Below are 16,450 nucleotides of genomic sequence, written 5' to 3'. Positions count from 1 at the left end.
CGATACCGCCAAGTCCAAGCCTTGATTGCAACAGATTGGACTACCTGAAAAACCAAACACCGGCGGGCGGGGCTGGTGTTTTATTTTGCTTCGCATTATCCTTAATCCAGCCTAATGCCGTATAACGACATATTGCGACCAATAGCACATAGTAGTAACATCACGGCAAGAAAAGCTACAGGAGGGAAATATCATGCCTGCCATTATGACCAGCCGGGAGTTTAATCAGCACACCTACCGTGCCCAGCAAGAAGCAGAAAAAAACCCTGTTGTGATTACCAACAGGGGCAGGCCGGCACATGTGCTGTTGAGCTATGCCGACTATCAGAAACTAACCGGAGGCCGTCGGAGCGCACTAGAGGCACTGCAAAGCCTTAATTATCCCGATACCGCCGCCGATATAGAGCTGGAAATTCCCCCGCGCAGCAAAGCGCAACGCCAACCAGTGAATTTTACGGAGGAGTAGCCGTGTATCTACTGGATACCAATGCCATTAGCGAAATGCGGAAAATCCGACACGGTACGGCAAACAAGGGTTTTACCGCTTGGCTGGCCGCCACCGATAGCGGCGCGTTCTACACCAGCGCCGTTGTTGCAATGGAACTTGAGCGGGGCATATTGCGTATGGAGCGCAAAGACCCTGCACAAAGCCAAGCGTGAGCTGCTGGAAAGCGGGCTGATAGCCGTATCAAGACAGGGCGGCAAGAACCAATGCACCTTATACGCCCTGACTTTCCTAGCCATCGACGATTGCGGCGGTAAGCTGGATATAGGCGAAACCAGCCGCGCCCCCGACGACTGGAAGCGCAGGCATTACGAGCTAAACCCCATCCCGTCGTTAAAGCAGCATTGAGAGAGAACAAGCCGCCCGCATGGGCGGTTTTGCATCTGGTTTGAACTAGTACAATTTTTGCACTAGTTCGATTTTCCCAGCTGCCAGAAACCTGTATTAGCCACTATTAGACGCATGATGTCTAATTAGCTATTTACAGATAAGGCTACCTGAAAACCCGACACCAGCCGCCGCGCTGGTGTTTTACATTCCCCGGTAGTTCGGATTGAAATCCGAGAGCCGGATTTATTTCCGAGCTTCAATATCAGGTTTTATCAGGTTTGCCCGTGCCGCAATGACAGGTTTTGACAAGTTTTCAGCAACCGGAGCGGCGGCAAAATTCCCGATTACCACCCCCGAAAAACAGGGGCGGCTTGTGTGTTATACAGTAACAGATTCATTCAAACAAAATTAATTCTTGTACTTCAAAAACTGAAGTAATTAAGCCGCCATTACTTCAATTTCTGAAGTCCTATATATAAGCCATATATACCCCCATTTTTTCTTTCACCCTCTTGCACAAAATATAGGCAGAAACACACGGGCGGCACACGGCGGAAAATTTCGAGCTACCTGAAAACTTGGGAGCTGAAAAACACACGGCGGCCATCCCTTGCAGACTATCTGCCCTGCATGGGCCCTACCCCTGCCGACACTTGCAGGCCGCCCGAACGGGAGCAGTCGCGCCGGGCTACCTGAAGCAGAGCAGGCCGCACCCCCTGCCCCAGGCCCTGCCCGCTTCCTTCCCTGCCGCCCGACACCAGCCCCCAAGTTTGGAGCTTCCCTACGCATCAAGCCCTTGCAGGCCACCAACAGCACAGCGCAACCCTTCGACGTGCGTTTTCGCATGACCGTGTGAAACTACCACGCCTGAATTATCGGAACGATATAAAAAGGGCGCGCCCCCGTTTCAAACCTTGCCGTAATCTTGCCGTTGCCGCCTGCCAAACAGGCCGACACCCCCCTGCCTCCCGGAAACAGAAAAGCAGCGGCAGCGCATACTAAAAAACCAGTAAGCGCAGAAATGCCCCTATTTTGCGTTTTAATGCGATTTATGCCTTGCATGCTACCCCCTATTACCCGACCATATAAACGCAATCCTAGCGCATTCTAGATAGTCTAGCGCGCGTTTTCGGATATTTGGCAGGGTAAGGCGACAGGATTCCTGAAAATCGGAACGGGCAAGACAGGGATTTTCAGACAGCGGTAGTTTGCTCCCCAAAGCAATGCACCGCATCATGCAACCGATTAAACCCGCCATGCCGAGCCGCGCTTGCATCACAACCCCACGAAAACCCGGTTTGAAACACCAACCCCATGCAATGCCCCAACCTGCAGAATCTGCACATGCAGAATTTGCACCTTCGGAATGCGGGCATCGCGCGCGAGGCAGGGGGAAAGATTTTGACTTATGCAAAATGGGGGTATATCAACACAACATGAAAATAAAATATCTTATAAACAATGCATTAAATCACTAATTCAAGTCTCATTGTCGCCCAAATTTTCGGGCTGTTTTTTTATGTCTAATGCTACCCAATGTACCCAGCTAACCCTAAGTCAGACAAGATTTTCAGGCTGGTTTGGTTTATTCTTCCTCCTTACCCTACTCAGCTAATCCCATCTAATGCTACCTAATTGAATTACCCATTTTGCGGTAGACATGTCTGAGGTATCCTGAACGGCCCCGAATACACACCCCCAAACCATTCGATTCTTCAGGCAGCCCCTGCGGCAGCTAATGCTATTTCCTTTCTACCACTTTCTCCGTTAAAACCGTACCGGCAAGGTAGTCGTAGAGAAATTGGCGGGAGGGGTGGATAAGGGCGAAGCCGATGGGCAATATCCACCACGCCAGTGCCATACCAGCCACGGTTTGGGGTGCTAGGGGGGGAGTTGGCGTAGGATGCCGAATGAGGCAAGCGACAGAAGCAGCACAGTAGCCCAGATGAAGTGCAGGCGCAGTTGGCGCAGGCTTGGGCGGCTGCCGGCAGGGGTTTACAGCTGTAGCCGCCACACTTTCATCGGCAGAGTTTGCCCGCGCAAGCTGTGCCGGCAGAGACGGAAATAGCCCCACCACACGGCAAGGATAATCAGCGCTACAGCAGTTTCGGCCAACAGCAAGGCTTCTTAACACAGGGCGGCGAAACGGCGGCGGAAAGAGGCGGGGGTGGGAGTGCTCATGCGAAGTGTTGTCGGCAAAAAGAATGAATGGTTTGGCTGTGTTGCCGGAGGCTACCTGAAAACGGGTCGATCACCAAATCGGCGGGCAGTTTGCGCAGCCAGGTGAGCTGGCGCTTGGCGAGCTGGCGGGTGGCGGCAATGCCTTGGGCGATGAAAGTGTTGCGGTCGGTTTCGCCTTGCAGGTGCGCCCAGGCTTGGCGGTAGCCCACGCAGCGCACGGCGGGGTAGTCGGAATTGAGCTCGGGATATTGCGCTTGCAGTCGGCGCACTTCTTCGAGGAAGCCTTGCTCCAGCATGGCGTGGAAGCGTTGTTCGATATTGCGGTGCAGCCATTCGCGTTGCGCCGGAATCAGGGCGATACTGCGCAGGGAGAGCATCGGCGCGGCGCTGGACTGTTCGGCAAAGTGTTGGCTGAGCGGCCGGCCGGTGAGCAGCCACACTTCCAATGCGCGTTCGATGCGCTGGCTGTCGCCGGGCTTGAGGCGGGCGGCGGTGGCGGGGTCGGCCTGCTGCAGTTGGGCGTAGAGGTACGGCAGGCCGTGTTGCCATTTTTGCTCTTGCAGCTGACGGCGGATTTCAGGATTGGCGGCAGGCAGGCTGTTAAGGCCGTTAACGAGGGCGTGGTAGTACATCATGGTGCCGCCCACAATCAGCGGCAGGCGGCCGCGCGCATGGATTTCGTGGCACAGGCGCAGGCAGTCGCTCAAAAAATCGGCCACGCTGTAGCTTTGCGGCGGGTTGATGATGTCGATGAGGTGGTGCGGCACGGCAGCGCGCTCGGCCAGAGTGGGCTTGGCAGTGCCGATGTCCATACTGCGGTAAATCAGCGCGGAATCGAGGCTGACGATTTCCAGTGGCAGCTTTTCGGCCAAGGCAAGCGCGAGCGCGGTTTTGCCGGCGGCGGTGGGGCCGAGCAAGGCGAGTGCCGGCGGCGGAGTGGATTGCGGCATGAGGCTACCTGAAAAAGAAATCAATATTCCGGCTTTATGTTTCAGGTAGCCTTTTGTGTGGCCACAGGCTACCTGAAACATAAAGCCACCCGCTGCGGCATTCTATCAGCCGCATGATTAGAAAACAAAATATAGTGAACTAAAATAAGAATGCTACAGCACTGACCCGCCCTGCCCCGCTCCCGCCTTTCAGGCTACCTGAAAATCAGGTAGAGTTCGGCCTAACGTAAATTTCCCCATTTCACCCATGAAACACAGCCAATTTCACCGTATCGGCATCGTTACCCGCCCTAACACCCCGCACTTGGGCGAAACCCTGAGCGAGCTGGTGGCCTTCTTTCTGGGAAACGGGCTCGAAGTGCTGCTAGACGAAGAATGCAGCAATGTTTTGCTTACCAACCCGCTGGCCGAACGCTGCCGCCGGGTGGCCAAAGAAAACATGGGCACCTGCTGCGATCTGGTGCTGGTGCTCGGCGGCGACGGCACCTTTTTATCCGTAGCCCGCCAGCTCGCACCCTACCGCATCCCCATCATGGGCGTACATTTGGGGCATTTAGGCTTCCTCACCCAAGTGCCGCGCCAAAACATGATTGCCGACATTTCGCGCATGCTCGCCGGCCAATACCTGCCCGAAGAGCGCATCATGCTCGAATGCACCACGCAGCGCCACGACGAATCCGACTGCACCGCGTTGGCCCTCAACGAAGTAGTCATCAACCGTGGCGGCTTGGGGCAGATGATTGAATTTGAAGTATTTATCAACCAAGAGTTTGTCTACACCCAACGCTCCGACGGGCTGATTGTGTCCACCCCCACCGGTTCCACCGCCTACGCCCTGGCCGCCGGCGGGCCGATTCTGCAATCCACCCTGCGCGCCCTCACCCTCGTGCCCATCTGCCCGCAATCCATGACCAACCGCCCCATCGTGGTGCCCGACAGCTGCGAAATCGAAATCCTCATCACCAAAGCCGACAACGCCCGCGTGCATTTCGACGGCCAATCCCACCTCGACCTGCACAGCATGAACCGCCTCACCATCCGCCGCTACCGCAACACCCTGCGCGTGCTGCACCCCACCAACTACCAATACTACAAAACCCTGCGCCAGAAACTGCATTGGGGCGAGCAGCTGGTTTAGCAGACAGAGGCTACCTGAAAACGGTTTTGATCAATTAAACCGGCCGAGCTTGTATGACCGGCTTTTGGTTTTTCAGGTAGCCTTTCCACCTTTGAATCCTCCATGTATAAATGCCGGACAATTCAAATCAAAAAGGCTACCTGAAATCTTTAGCTTCACTTTCAGGTAGCCTCTTCAAGCAATAAATCTCCAGGGAAACCGCATGGGCAATACGCTTAGCCCAAGCTAGCAAGCAGGGGAAGGCTAGCCAACGCTGTAGAAAGTAAAGCGTTCCGACTATAGCCGTTTCAGGTAGCCTCTTTGCCGCCTGATGCCTTGCTATGCGTACCTGCCCACTCAATCAATGCCTGGCGCAAGTCGTCCAGGCCCAGGCTTTGGGTAACGGAGAGGCGCACGGCGGCGATTTGGCCGCTTTTGCTGCGCAGGATGCCGGGCTGTTGCTGCTCGGCGGGCAGGAGGTCGATTTTGTTATACAGCAAAAGCTGCGGCACATCGGCGGCGCCGATTTCGGCCAGCACGCGGTTGACGTCTTCCATACGCTGCTCGTAGCCGGGCTGGGAAACGTCGGCCACATGGAGCAAGACGTCGGCTTGGGCGGTTTCCTCCAGCGTGGCGGAAAAGGCGGCCACCAGGCGGTGCGGCAGGTCGCGCACGAAGCCAACGGTGTCGGTGAGGATGATGCTGTGTTCGCTGTCGAGATACAGGCGGCGGGCGGTGGTGTCGAGCGTGGCGAAGAGCTGGTCTTTGGCCAGCACATCGGCTTTGGTGAAGCGGTTGAACAGGCTGGATTTGCCGGTGTTGGTGTAGCCCACCAGGGCGAAGGTGGGCAGGCTGCCCTGCTGGCGGGCTTTGCGGCGGGTGGCGCGCCCTCGGCGCACGTCGGCAAGGCGTTTTTTCAGCGCGGTGATTTTTTGGGCGATGAGGCGGCGGTCGGTTTCGAGCTGGGTTTCGCCCGGGCCTTTGAGGCCGATGCCGCCCTTTTGGCTTTGCAGGTGGCCGTAGCCGCGCACCAGGCGGCCGGAGAGGTGGGTGAGCTGTGCCAGCTCCACTTGCAGGCGGCCTTCCTGGCTTTGCGCGCGCTGGGCGAAAATGGCGAGAATAAGCCCCACGCGGTCGAGCACGCGGCATTGCAGCTTGGCTTCAAGGTTGCGCTCCTGCGTGGGCGTGAGCTCGTGGTTGAACACGGCCAATTCGATATTGTGCGCCTGCACTTCGGCCGCCAGCTCCTCGGCCTTGCCGCTGCCCACAAACAAGGCGCCGCTGGGGCGGTCGCGGCGGGCGGTGGAAACGTGCACCAACTCCCCGCCGCCGGCACGCACCAGCTCGGCGGCTTCATCCAGCACGTTTTGGAAAGCGCGAGTGCGCTGCTCGTTGCTGCCGGAAAAACTGTCGGCCAGCATCACGCCCACCAGCAATACGCGCTCGGGGCGGCTGAGGGATTTGTCGGGCTGGAAAGGCGGGCGGCGCGGCATGACATCAGGCAGAACGATTGAAGATGCGGCATTATAGCGCATGGGCAGGCGGGTGCAGGCTACCTGAAAACCATATTATGGTTTTCAGGTAGCCTTCAAGCAGCGGGATAGATGTTTACAATATCTTGTTTTTTGTTACAATCAGATCATCGGCAATACCCTTATTCCCCTTTCCAAACAGGAGCGGCAAGATGAAGCAAACCATGATGAACACGGCAGCGGGCGCGTTGGCGGCAGTGCTATTGGGCGGCGCGGGCTTGGCTTGGGCACAGAATTTAGATCCACACACCAGAGCAGGTATGCAGACGGATGCAGATAATGCAGCCCGTGCAAGAAGAGGAGCAACACAACAGCCGATCAACCGCGGCCCCACCGCCGCCGAAATACGCGCCTGGGAGCAGCGCGAGGCGGAGGTGCAAGCCGAAATCGCGGAACTGCGCCGCACGCCGTTTTACATGGCCATCGCTAACGATTTCGGCAGCAACCAAATGATGTGGGCTGGCGGTTTTAGTACCGAGCAGCGGGCGGTGGAAGAGGCACTCAAGCAATGCCGCACCTCCAATTGCAGGGTTATCAAAACATTGAGCAACTCCTGCGCCGTGGTGGTGGGTGCCACCAACCACCCGCGTTCCGACTCTGATTTCTTCATCGGCATACATAAAGATGACCGGGTAGCAGCACATCAAGCAATGCAGGCTTGCGAAACAATGCATGGCAAAAACCGCCAAGACAGATGTTTCTACTCAACCGTCCGTACTAAAAACGGCACGGCTTTCTGCGTGGGCTACGATTACAGCGTGTACGGGCAGGAATAAAACCTGCCGTTTGAGGCTGAAAGGCTACCTGAAAGTTTCAGGTAGCCTCTTTGATTGCTTGCGAAAGGCGGTTGTGCCGGATGGCAGCGCGGCTATGCCGGCCTATTCATGCGCCGGTTTAGCCGCCGATGCGTTCCAGCAGCATCCGTTCGAGTTTGAGCTGGAAGGCGATGTCGGCCAGCTGGGGATGGCGGATGAGGAAGCTGTCTTCCGCGCGTTCGTCAAAGGTGGCGATGGCGGCGTAGCTGAGGCTGATGTTGAGCCGGGCGAACACGTCGGCGATGTCGGCCAGCAAGAAGGCGCGGTTGGCGGTGATGATTTCCAGGGTGTAGGCGCCGGCGGTTTCTTCGGCGGAGAGGGTGATGCGCGGGGCGATAGGCAGGTGGCACAGGCGGCGGCTCAGCCGGCGCGGCGCGGGGGCGGGCTCGGCGGCGCCCGGCGGGTGGTGCACGAATTGGTTTAATGCTTGCTGCAGGCGGCTGCTGATGCGCTCGATATCGTCGGCGAGGCAGTTGGCGGGCAGTTGCAGCACGAAGGTGTCGAGGATGTATTGGTGGTCGGTAACGTAGGCGTGGGCGGCGAGGATGCCGAGCTGGTGGCGGCTGAACAGGCGGCATAAGCCGGCAAACAGGCGGTCGCGGTTGGGCATAAACACCATCACTTGCAGGCCGTCGGTTGCGCTCAGGGGGCGGATGTGGGCTTGAGGCGTTGTGGCGTCGGCAGCGAGCAGGGGCAGGTGCCACAGGATGATGTCGGCGCTGTGGCGCACGAAATAAGCCTGCCCGAGCTGCTGCCACAGTTCGCGGCTTTGCGCTTCGCCCACGCCCGCTTCGGCCAAGGCCTGGCGGGCTTTTTGCTGGCGGCGGCTCACGGCCATGTCGCGGCTGATGGTTTGGCCGCCGAAATATTGCAGGGCAGAGCGGAACAGGGTTTCGAGCAGGCTGGCTTTCCAAGCATTCCAGATTTTGGGATTGGTGCCGCGCATATCGGCCACGGTAAGCAGATAAAGCGCGGTGAGCCGCTCGGGCGTTTGCACGCGGCGGCAGAAGGCGGCCACCACGGCCGGGTCTTGGATGTCTTCTTTCTGCGCGGTGAGCGACATTAAAAGATGGTTGCCCACCAGCCACACGAGCAAGTCGGTTTCATATTGGCTTAGGAAATGGTCGGTGGCGAAGCGGCGAGCGTCTTCCATGCCCAGCTCGGCGTGGTCGCCGCCGCGCCCCTTGGCGATGTCGTGAAACAGGGCGGCCAAATACAGCACGGGTTTGCGCTCGAAGGCGTGCATCAGGGCGCTGGCAAAAGGCAGCTCGTGGCTGTGCGCTTCCAGAGCCAGCCGGCGCATATTGCGCACCACCATCAGGATGTGGTCGTCCACGGGGTAAACGTGGAACAGGTCGTGCTGCAACAAGCCGACGATTTTGCCCCACTCAGGCAGGTAATGCGAAAGCGCGCCGTAGAGGTTGAGGAAGCGCAGCAGGTGGGTGAGCCCGCCGCCGTGGCGGAAGAAGCCCACGAAGCGGCGGCGGTTGGCCGGATCGGCATAAAAACGGGCGTCGGTTTTCTGCACGGCCTGCCACCAGGCGCGCAGGGTTTCGGGGGCGAGGCCGGCGAGGTTGCTGTATTGCTGCCACAGTTCCAGCACCTTGAAAATATGCTGCGGCTCTCGGCGGAACAGGGTTTTATCGCGCACGGCGATGAGGTTGTTTACTTGGAAATAGTGTTCGTCTAAATCCAGCGCCACGCGCGGTAGCGGCGAGGAAATACGCCCGCGCAGCATCGGCAGCAGGATGCCGCCCAGCTGTTTCACGGTTTTCACCGCGCGGTAGAGCGTGTGCATCAGCCGCTCGCTGCGCACTTGTTTGCTTTCATCGGTGTAGCCCAGCGCGTAGGCCACCTGCGGCTGCAAGTCGAAACGCAGCTGCTCCTGAGGCTTGCCGGCGGCCAGGTGCAGCTCGATGCGGATGCGTGCCAGGCTGCGGTGGCTGCGGCGCAGCATGGCCGCTTCGGTGTGGGTGAGGATGCCTTGGCGGGCGAGGCGGTGCAGTTGCGGCGAAATGCCCTGCACCCGCGCCAGCCAGAGCATGGTGTGGATATCGCGCAGGCCGCCGGGGCAGGTTTTCAGGTTTGGCTCCAGGCTGCTGCCTGCTTGCGCTTTCAGGTGCCGCTGCTGCAATTCCAGCAGTTTGCCTTCGGCAAAGGCCGTCAGGTCGCGCTGCACGTCCAAATCGCGGTGCAGGCGGGCAAATAAGTCTTGGCTGCCGTGGAGCAGGCGGGCTTCGAGGAGCGAGGTGTCGCCGGTTAAGTCTTCCGCCGCCCCGGCGCACAGCTCGGCCACGCTGCCGGTTTTCAGCGAGGGGTTCAGCCCCATGTCCCACAGGGTTTGCAGCCAAGTTTCAATTTGCTGCTGCTGCGTTTCATTCAGGGAATCGGCCGCCACAATGCCCAAATCCACATCGGAATGCGGATACATCTCGCCGCGCCCGAAGCCGCCCAGCGCCAGCAGCGCCAGCTCCCCTGCCGGCTGCATCTGCCGCCACAGCGCAGTAACGGTGTGTGAGAGCAGGGCGCTGTAGGCAGCAAAAAAACGCTGCGGGCTGCGGTGGCGGCGGTAGTCGGCAACGATTTGCCGTTTGTGCTCGGCCAGCTCTTGCGCCAAAAGCTGCGGAGATTGCGGCATGGTGGGATTCCTTGGATGGGGTGGGCAATTGTAGCCTTGGGATGAGAATGGGAAGGCTACCTGAAAATATTTGGTTGAGCTTTCAGGTAGCCTTATTCGGTCAAACCATGTGCCTACAGCCTGCTCACGCCGGTTACGCCTTTCACGTTGGCGAGGCTGGCGAGCACGTGCGGCAGGTCGTCCACCTGATGTACTTCCAGTGTGAAGCGCAGGCTGGCTTGCAGGTTGCGCGATTGGGTTTGCACGGCGGTCACGTTGAGTTTATGCCGCGCCAGTGCTTCGGAAATATCGCGCAACAGGCCGTTGCGGTCTTGGGCGGATACTTCGATATCCACAGCAAACACTTGCCCGGCAGGCACGCCGGCCCAGCAGGCCGGCACAACTTTTTCAGCCGCGTCGGCGGCGAGTTTCTGGAAAGAGGCGCAGCCGATGCGGTGGATGGAAATGCCGCGCCCGCGCGTTACGAAGCCGGCGATTTCATCGGGCGGGGCGGGTTTGCAGCATTTGGCCAAAGTAGTGAGCAGGCCGGATTCGCCGTCCACCAAGATGCCGCCTTTGCCGCCGGTTTCTTTGATGCGCGACTGTTTGACGATGCTCTCGGTGCTCACGGGCGCGGCAGGCGGCTCGGCTAGCAGGCCGCAGGCTTTCTGCACGGCGCGGGGCATGATTTCGCCGTGTGCCACGGCGGTGTAGAGTTCGTCCGGTTTTTTGAAGCCGAGTTTTTCGGCCAAAGCCTGCATATTGGGCTTGGGTTGGACTTTGAGCAGGGTTTTTTCCAGCTGCAGCCGGCCTTGTTCGCGCACGCTTTCAGCGTTTTGGCGGCGGATGTGGGCGCGGATTTTGGCAGCGGCTTTGTTGCTTTTCACCCAGCCTTCATACAGCCAGTTTACGGACGGCTCACCCTCTTTGGCAGCGATGATTTCCACGCGCTGGCCGTTCTCAAGCGGGGTGGAGAGCGGCACGATTTGGCCGTCTACCTTGGCGCCGCGGCAGCGGTCTCCCAGGCTGCTGTGCAGGGCATAGGCGAAGTCGATGGGGGTGGCGCCCACGGGCAGCGAGAGCACTTTGCCGTGCGGGGTGAGCACATAAATGGTGTCGTTGAAGAGCTCGGTTTGGAAGGCGGCGGCTAGGTCGGCTTTGCCGCTTTCGGCCATGTTTTCGCGCCAATCCAAGAGCTGGCGCAGCCAGGCGATTTTCTGCTCATACGCGGAATCGCCTTTGCCGCCTTCTTTATAACGCCAGTGGGCGGCCACACCGAATTCGTTGAATTGGTGCATTTCTTTGGTGCGGATTTGCACCTCGATGCCTTTGTCTTCGGGGCCGACAATCACAGTGTGCAGGCTTTTGTAGCCGTTGCCTTTGGGGTTGGCGATGTAGTCGTCGAATTCGCCGGGGATGGGCTGCCACAGGCTATGCACGATGCCCAGCACGGTGTAGCACTCGGGCACACTGTTCACCAGCACGCGCACGGCGCGGATGTCGTAGAGTCCTTCAAAATCAAGCTTTTTCTTCACCATCTTGCGGTAGATGGAGTAGATGTGTTTGGGGCGGCCGGCCACGTCATAATCGCGGATGCCGTATTTGGCCAGCTCGGCTTTGAGGATGCCGAGGAAGTGGTCGATATAGTGCTGCCGCTCGGGGCGTTTTTCGTCGAGCAGGTGGGCGATGCGGTGATATTCTTCGGGGTTTTGGTGTCGGAAGCCGAGGTCTTCGAGCTGCCATTTGAGCTGCCACACGCCTAAGCGGTTGGCCAGCGGGGCGAAAATATCCAGCGTTTCTTTGGCGATGCTGCGTTTTTCTGGGCTGTCGGGGCAGCTGCCGAGGTATTGCATGGTTCGGGTGCGCAAGGCGAGCTTAATTAGCACCACGCGGATGTCGGACACCATGGCCAGCAGCATTTTGCGCATGGTCTCGGCCTGCGCGGCGCGTTCTTCTGGCGTGGCCAGGCCATCCACGCGGGCGAAGTGTGTGAGCTTCTGCACTTGGTCGATGCCCTGCATCAGGCTGCATACGGTTTGGCCGCACTGCCCGGCTACCTGAAGCTGCCAATCCCCGCCCTGCTTAGACATGCCCGACAATATGGTGGCAGCCACGGCTTCGGGCAGCAAATCGAGCTGTGCCACCATCTGCGCTGCACCCACGGCGTGCGGCAGCAGCGGCTCGCCGGCGTAGGTTTGTGCGTTGGCGGGGTAGTGCACCTCGGCCAGTGCGAACGCTTGCTGCAAGAGTGCGCGGTCGGCCTCGTTTTGCTGTGCGGCATAGCCTTTCAGCCAGGCCAAACATTCTTGCAGGTTGGTTACATGCGTGTCTGAATAGCCGGTCTCCATGGTTTCCCTTTTGTGCAGTATGAAGTTTGATTGTAACCAAAAATCCGGCGAGTGGGGCCTTGTTGGCGCAGGGAGTTTGATGCAGGTGCAATTTTGTTTGGGGAAGTGGTAAGATTCGCGCTTTCCAAAGGCTACCTGAAAGATACCCGCTATGCTGTTCCACCCCGAAGTGATGACTGTTGAAATGCTGGCGCAGAAAATCCGCAAAATCCCAAACTGGCCGCAGAAAGGCGTGCTGTTCCACGACATCACCCCCGTGCTGCAAAGCCCGGAATATTTCCGCCTGCTGGTGGATTTGCTCACCTACCGCTACATGACGCAAGATATCGACGTGGTGGCAGGGCTGGACGCGCGCGGCTTCATCATTGGCGCCGCGCTGGCCTACCAGCTCAACGTGGGCTTTGTGCCCATCCGCAAAAAAGGCAAGCTGCCCTTTACCACCGTTTCTGAAAGCTACGCGCTCGAATACGGCGAAGCCACTGTGGAAATCCACACCGACGCCATTAAAGACAACGCCCGCGTTTTGCTGGTGGACGATCTAGTGGCCACCGGCGGCACTATGCACGCCGGCATTAAACTCATCCACAAGCTCGGCGGGAGCGTGGTGGAAGCCGCTGCCATCCTTGAGTTCACCGACCTGCCCGGCGGCGACCGCGTCCGCAACGAAGGCGTTTCCCTGTTTACCCTGTATCAAAACAGCGGTGCCGTGGGAAAAGAGCATATTGCGCCGCAGGCCGGCTAAAACCGCCCATACCATATCCGGCTTTCAGGCTACCTGAAGCCGGATTATTTTTCGATTTAGAGGAATTTTATGCCGCCGGATAAAGCGGTGCAGTAGGCGCGTGATTGCCCACACTAAAATCATCGACGGCGGCGAAGAAGCCTCTGTTACCTTCCCCGTGGCCAAACTGGCCGCCGGCACTAACTACAAATTCTTCTGTTCCTTCTCCGGGCATGCCGGCGTGATGAACGGTGTGGTGAAACTGGCAGATTAAACGCCGACAGTTTGCCCAAACAGGCCAAGCCCCAAAAACTTACTCCGGCAGCACCTCTTCCGCCGCCGCCTGCACCAAGGCCGCAGCTTCTTCGATGGCGGTTTGTTCGCCGTCGGCTTCCAGCGGCAGGCGTGCCAAAATGGTTTCGCTGGCGCGCACTTTCTCACCGATGGCCACCAGCGGCACGGCATCGGTGGGCAGATACACATCCACCCGCGAGCCGAAGCGAACAAAACCGTAGCGTTGGCCGCGCGTGATTTTCTCGCCCGGCTGCACGTAGCACAAAATACGCCGCGCCACCAAACCGGCCACCTGAACAAAGGTCAGCTCGCGCCCGCTTTTCGTGGTGGCGAACACCGCATTGCGTTCGTTTTCCGTACAGGCCTTATCCAGCGCGGCGTTTACGAATTGGCCGGGGAAGTAGTCCACCCGCGTAACCGTGCCGTCAACCGGCGCGCGTTGCGAATGCACGTTGAACACGTTCATAAACACGCTGATTTTCAGCGCAGGTACCTTGCGGAACGGGTCTTCAGCGCGTTCTACCACCACAATGCGCCCGTCGGCCGGGCAGAGCACGGCTTCTGGGTCGGCCGGAATACCGCGCGCCGGATCGCGGAAAAATTGCACCACAAACACGGTAAACACCCAAAACGGCAGCGACCACCAGCCGCAGCAGATGCTCACCAGCATGCTCAGCAGCAGCCCGCTCAAAATAAACGGCCAGCCTTCCCGCGCAATCAGCGGGTGGGGGTAGGAACGGTTCACGGTATTATCCTCATGAAATAAAGTTGGAATAGGGTGCGATTATACAAGATACGGGATATATGGCGAATTAACTTAACTTCCACCATAGCCTTCGCTGCTTGCTCTATTGTGGGAGGCAATAAACTTCTTTCGGAAACTTGGCGCGCGTAATATTTTTGGTCATAGGCGCAGGTTGAATTTCTAGTAGTTTGTGAAATTTCAGGTAGCCTCGGCTTACTTCACCACTGCTCGCCGTGTTCGCCCGTGCGGTCGCCCCAAGTTTCGTCTGGTTCGTAGGGCAGCACCATCATGGCCGAGAACCAGCCGCCGCAGGCAAATAGTGCGGGCAGCACATACCACGGCGGCGTGGCCATCAGCCGGCTGAACATGCCGTTGGGCACCGGCAGCATGCTCTCCAAAGAGTAGGCAATCAGCCGGTTAAGCTCCGGCACAACATCCACGCCCGCCAGCTGCGGCAGAGCATACAAAACTGCCGTCAGCCCCGTCCAGGCCAAAGTTGCCATTGCCCGCCCTGGCAGATTATTTTGCCAAGCCAAGCGGCCGGCCAGCCAGATCGTGAGCAGGGCGGGCAGCGCGAGCAGCCACAGGCAGTGGATGGCCGATGTCAGCACGATACTCAGCCCATCGAAGCCCGTCAGGCGCAGCAGCATGGCCTGCGGCGACTGCCAGCCGCCTTTCCACAACACGGTTAGCGTGCCGTAGAGCAGGCCGCAGGAAATGCCTGCATACAGCACATACCAAATCATCGTTTGCTGCGGCAAAGTTTGCCGATTCCCCACTGCCCGCTCCTTGATTTCACCAAAGGTGCACAGGCTACCTGAAAGCGCCACATGCGTAAACCGGGCATTTTCAGGTAGCCTTATCGTGAAGCTAGACAATCTGTGCCGGCTGGCACACAATCCCAGCCTTCAACCATCTTGCCAAACAAAGGAGCATCATGAACCACACCAACACCACCATTCTGCAAACCCTACCTGTCGGCAAAAAAGTCGGCATCGCCTTTTCCGGCGGGCTCGACACCTCCGCCGCCCTCCTGTGGATGAAACTCAAAGGCGCGCAGCCCTACGCCTACACCGCCAACCTCGGCCAGCCCGACGAAGACGACTACAACGCCATTCCCCAAAAAGCCATGGAATACGGCGCGCAAAACGCCCGCCTAATCGACTGCCGCGCGCAGTTGGCACACGAAGGCATCGCCGCCATCCAATGCGGCGCGTTCCACGTTTCCACCGGCGGCGTGCCCTATTTCAACACCACGCCGCTCGGCCGCGCCGTTACCGGCACCATGCTCGTTTCCGCCATGAAAGAAGACAACGTGAACATCTGGGGCGACGGCAGCACCTACAAAGGCAACGACATCGAACGCTTCTACCGCTACGGCCTGCTCACCAATCCCGCTCTGAAAATCTACAAGCCCTGGCTCGACCAACAATTTATCGACGAACTCGGCGGCCGCCACGAAATGAGCCAATTCCTCATCGCCAACGGCTTCCAATACAAAATGTCGGTGGAAAAAGCCTATTCCACCGATTCCAATATGCTCGGCGCGACGCATGAAGCCAAAGACTTGGAATTCCTCAACAGCGGCATCAAAATTGTCAAACCCATCATGGGCGTTGCCTTCTGGGACGAAAGCGTCGAAGTCAAACCCGAAGAAGTCAGCGTGCGCTTTGAAGAAGGCGTGCCGGTGGCATTAAACGGCCAAACTTTTGCCGACGCAGTGGAACTCTTCCTTGAAGCCAACCGCATCGGCGGCCGCCACGGCCTTGGCATGAGCGACCAAATCGAAAACCGCATCATCGAAGCCAAATCGCGCGGCATCTACGAAGCCCCCGGCATGGCGCTGCTGCACATTGCCTATGAGCGCCTGCTCACCGGCATCCACAACGAAGACACCATCGAGCAATACCGCATCAACGGCCTGCGCCTCGGCCGCCTGCTGTACCAAGGCCGCTGGTTCGACAGCCAAGCCCTGATGCTGCGCGAAACCGCCCAACGCTGGGTGGCCAAAGCCATCACCGGCGAAGTAACGCTCGAATTGCGCCGCGGCAACGACTATTCGATTCTGAACACCGAATCGCCCAACCTCACCTATGCGCCCGAACGCCTGAGCATGGAAAAAGTGGAAAACGCCGCTTTCACCCCGCTCGACCGCATCGGCCAGCTCACCATGCGCAACCTCGACATCACCGACACCCGCGCCAAACTCGGCATCTACACCGACAGCGGCCTGCTCTCGCTGGGCGAAGGCTCGGTGTTGCCCAAACTGGGCAACGGCAAGTAAGCCAAAGCCGC

The 16,450-nt window shown here is 58.6% G+C and carries 16 protein-coding genes; 8 read left to right on the top strand and 8 right to left on the bottom strand.

All coding sequences use genetic code 11. The features are described from left to right. Window positions 1-193 precede the first annotated feature (193 nt). Genes A7P96_RS10045 through A7P96_RS10900 form a run of 3 tightly spaced genes read left to right on the top strand, consistent with a single transcriptional unit; the run spans window position 194 to window position 853 of the window. Window positions 194-466: a type II toxin-antitoxin system Phd/YefM family antitoxin gene (locus A7P96_RS10045; RefSeq protein WP_067526797.1), complete on the top strand. Its 273-nt coding sequence runs from the start codon at window positions 194-196 to the stop codon at window positions 464-466. Window positions 467-468: 2 nt separating this feature from the next. Beyond that, window positions 469-660 carry a PIN domain-containing protein gene (locus A7P96_RS11075; protein ID WP_197476473.1) on the top strand — a complete coding sequence of 64 codons (192 nt, stop codon included), beginning with the start codon at window positions 469-471 and terminating at the stop codon, window positions 658-660. Next, the gene (locus A7P96_RS10900; RefSeq protein ID WP_156496331.1) at window positions 605-853 is read left to right on the top strand and encodes a hypothetical protein; all 249 of its coding nucleotides are present in this window, start codon (window positions 605-607) and stop codon (window positions 851-853) included. Before A7P96_RS11075 ends, A7P96_RS10900 begins: the two co-directional genes overlap by 56 nt. A gap of 1,723 nt (window positions 854-2,576) precedes the next feature. On the opposite strand, the gene A7P96_RS11445 is transcribed toward A7P96_RS10900, so the two are convergent. The 3 genes from A7P96_RS11445 to miaA form a co-directional block, all read right to left on the bottom strand. Further along, complete coding sequence (locus A7P96_RS11445) at window positions 2,577-2,705, bottom strand: hypothetical protein (RefSeq protein ID WP_255361193.1); 129 nt, start codon at window positions 2,703-2,705, stop codon at window positions 2,577-2,579. Window positions 2,706-2,830: 125 nt separating this feature from the next. Continuing rightward, the gene (locus A7P96_RS11440) at window positions 2,831-2,956 is read right to left on the bottom strand and encodes a hypothetical protein (protein WP_255361192.1); all 126 of its coding nucleotides are present in this window, start codon (window positions 2,954-2,956) and stop codon (window positions 2,831-2,833) included. A 56-nt stretch (window positions 2,957-3,012) separates the two neighbouring features. Continuing rightward, window positions 3,013-3,966 (bottom strand): tRNA (adenosine(37)-N6)-dimethylallyltransferase MiaA, encoded by a 954-nt coding sequence (gene miaA, locus A7P96_RS10030; protein ID WP_067526795.1) that lies wholly within the window; start codon window positions 3,964-3,966, stop codon window positions 3,013-3,015. Between the two features lie 247 nt (window positions 3,967-4,213). On the opposite strand from miaA, the gene A7P96_RS10025 reads away from it, so the two are divergent. Next, entirely contained in the window at window positions 4,214-5,104 is an 891-nt protein-coding gene (locus tag A7P96_RS10025; RefSeq protein ID WP_067526793.1) for an NAD(+) kinase, read from the top strand. Between the two features lie 287 nt (window positions 5,105-5,391). On the opposite strand, the gene hflX is transcribed toward A7P96_RS10025, so the two are convergent. Next, window positions 5,392-6,576: a GTPase HflX gene (gene hflX / locus A7P96_RS10020; protein ID WP_067526832.1), complete on the bottom strand. Its 1,185-nt coding sequence runs from the start codon at window positions 6,574-6,576 to the stop codon at window positions 5,392-5,394. A gap of 191 nt (window positions 6,577-6,767) precedes the next feature. Here hflX and A7P96_RS10015 point away from each other — a divergent pair, with 191 nt between their 5' ends. Further along, entirely contained in the window at window positions 6,768-7,391 is a 624-nt protein-coding gene (locus A7P96_RS10015) for a DUF4189 domain-containing protein (protein WP_067526791.1), read from the top strand. A gap of 118 nt (window positions 7,392-7,509) precedes the next feature. On the opposite strand, the gene glnD is transcribed toward A7P96_RS10015, so the two are convergent. Further along, a complete protein-coding gene (gene glnD / locus A7P96_RS10010) occupies window positions 7,510-10,068 on the bottom strand; it encodes a [protein-PII] uridylyltransferase (protein ID WP_082887974.1) in 2,559 nt (852 codons plus the stop codon). A gap of 113 nt (window positions 10,069-10,181) precedes the next feature. Then, a complete protein-coding gene (locus tag A7P96_RS10005) occupies window positions 10,182-12,395 on the bottom strand; it encodes a bifunctional (p)ppGpp synthetase/guanosine-3',5'-bis(diphosphate) 3'-pyrophosphohydrolase (protein ID WP_067526789.1) in 2,214 nt (737 codons plus the stop codon). Between the two features lie 151 nt (window positions 12,396-12,546). Here A7P96_RS10005 and A7P96_RS10000 point away from each other — a divergent pair, with 151 nt between their 5' ends. Beyond that, complete coding sequence (locus A7P96_RS10000; protein ID WP_067447806.1) at window positions 12,547-13,137, top strand: adenine phosphoribosyltransferase; 591 nt, start codon at window positions 12,547-12,549, stop codon at window positions 13,135-13,137. Between the two features lie 100 nt (window positions 13,138-13,237). Beyond that, a complete protein-coding gene (locus tag A7P96_RS10505; protein WP_369799164.1) occupies window positions 13,238-13,390 on the top strand; it encodes a plastocyanin/azurin family copper-binding protein in 153 nt (50 codons plus the stop codon). Window positions 13,391-13,429: 39 nt separating this feature from the next. Here the strand turns inward: A7P96_RS10505 and A7P96_RS09995 are convergent, their stop codons facing one another. Together A7P96_RS09995 and A7P96_RS09990 are read right to left on the bottom strand one after the other, a co-directional pair. After that, a complete protein-coding gene (locus A7P96_RS09995; protein ID WP_067526787.1) occupies window positions 13,430-14,155 on the bottom strand; it encodes a phosphatidylserine decarboxylase in 726 nt (241 codons plus the stop codon). A 218-nt stretch (window positions 14,156-14,373) separates the two neighbouring features. Continuing rightward, a complete protein-coding gene (locus A7P96_RS09990) occupies window positions 14,374-15,033 on the bottom strand; it encodes a hypothetical protein (protein WP_156496330.1) in 660 nt (219 codons plus the stop codon). A 59-nt stretch (window positions 15,034-15,092) separates the two neighbouring features. Between A7P96_RS09990 and argG the strand changes: the two genes are divergently transcribed. Further along, window positions 15,093-16,439, top strand: a complete 1,347-nt coding sequence (argG, locus tag A7P96_RS09985; protein ID WP_067526783.1) for an argininosuccinate synthase — start codon at window positions 15,093-15,095, stop codon at window positions 16,437-16,439. Window positions 16,440-16,450 lie beyond the last annotated feature (11 nt).

The sequence above is a fragment of the Eikenella sp. NML03-A-027 genome (assembly GCF_001648395.1).
In the GTDB taxonomy this organism is placed as follows: Bacteria; Pseudomonadota; Gammaproteobacteria; order Burkholderiales; family Neisseriaceae; genus Eikenella; species Eikenella exigua.
Note: the sequence above shows the minus strand (reverse complement) of the source record. Positions and strands in the feature narration are given on the sequence as shown.

Excerpts from the sequence above, each read along its gene's own strand:
- A7P96_RS10005 (WP_067526789.1), bottom strand. The coding sequence starts at position 12,395 with ATGGAGACCGGCTATTCAGACACGCATGTAACCAACCTGCAAGAATGT.
- A7P96_RS10045 (WP_067526797.1), top strand. The coding sequence starts at position 194 with ATGCCTGCCATTATGACCAGCCGGGAGTTTAATCAGCACACCTACCGT.
- A7P96_RS10000 (WP_067447806.1), top strand. The coding sequence starts at position 12,547 with ATGCTGTTCCACCCCGAAGTGATGACTGTTGAAATGCTGGCGCAGAAA.
- glnD (WP_082887974.1), bottom strand. The coding sequence starts at position 10,068 with ATGCCGCAATCTCCGCAGCTTTTGGCGCAAGAGCTGGCCGAGCACAAA.
- hflX (WP_067526832.1), bottom strand. The coding sequence starts at position 6,576 with ATGCCGCGCCGCCCGCCTTTCCAGCCCGACAAATCCCTCAGCCGCCCC.
- A7P96_RS10025 (WP_067526793.1), top strand. The coding sequence starts at position 4,214 with ATGAAACACAGCCAATTTCACCGTATCGGCATCGTTACCCGCCCTAAC.
- argG (WP_067526783.1), top strand. The coding sequence starts at position 15,093 with ATGAACCACACCAACACCACCATTCTGCAAACCCTACCTGTCGGCAAA.
- miaA (WP_067526795.1), bottom strand. The coding sequence starts at position 3,966 with ATGCCGCAATCCACTCCGCCGCCGGCACTCGCCTTGCTCGGCCCCACC.
- A7P96_RS10015 (WP_067526791.1), top strand. The coding sequence starts at position 6,768 with ATGAAGCAAACCATGATGAACACGGCAGCGGGCGCGTTGGCGGCAGTG.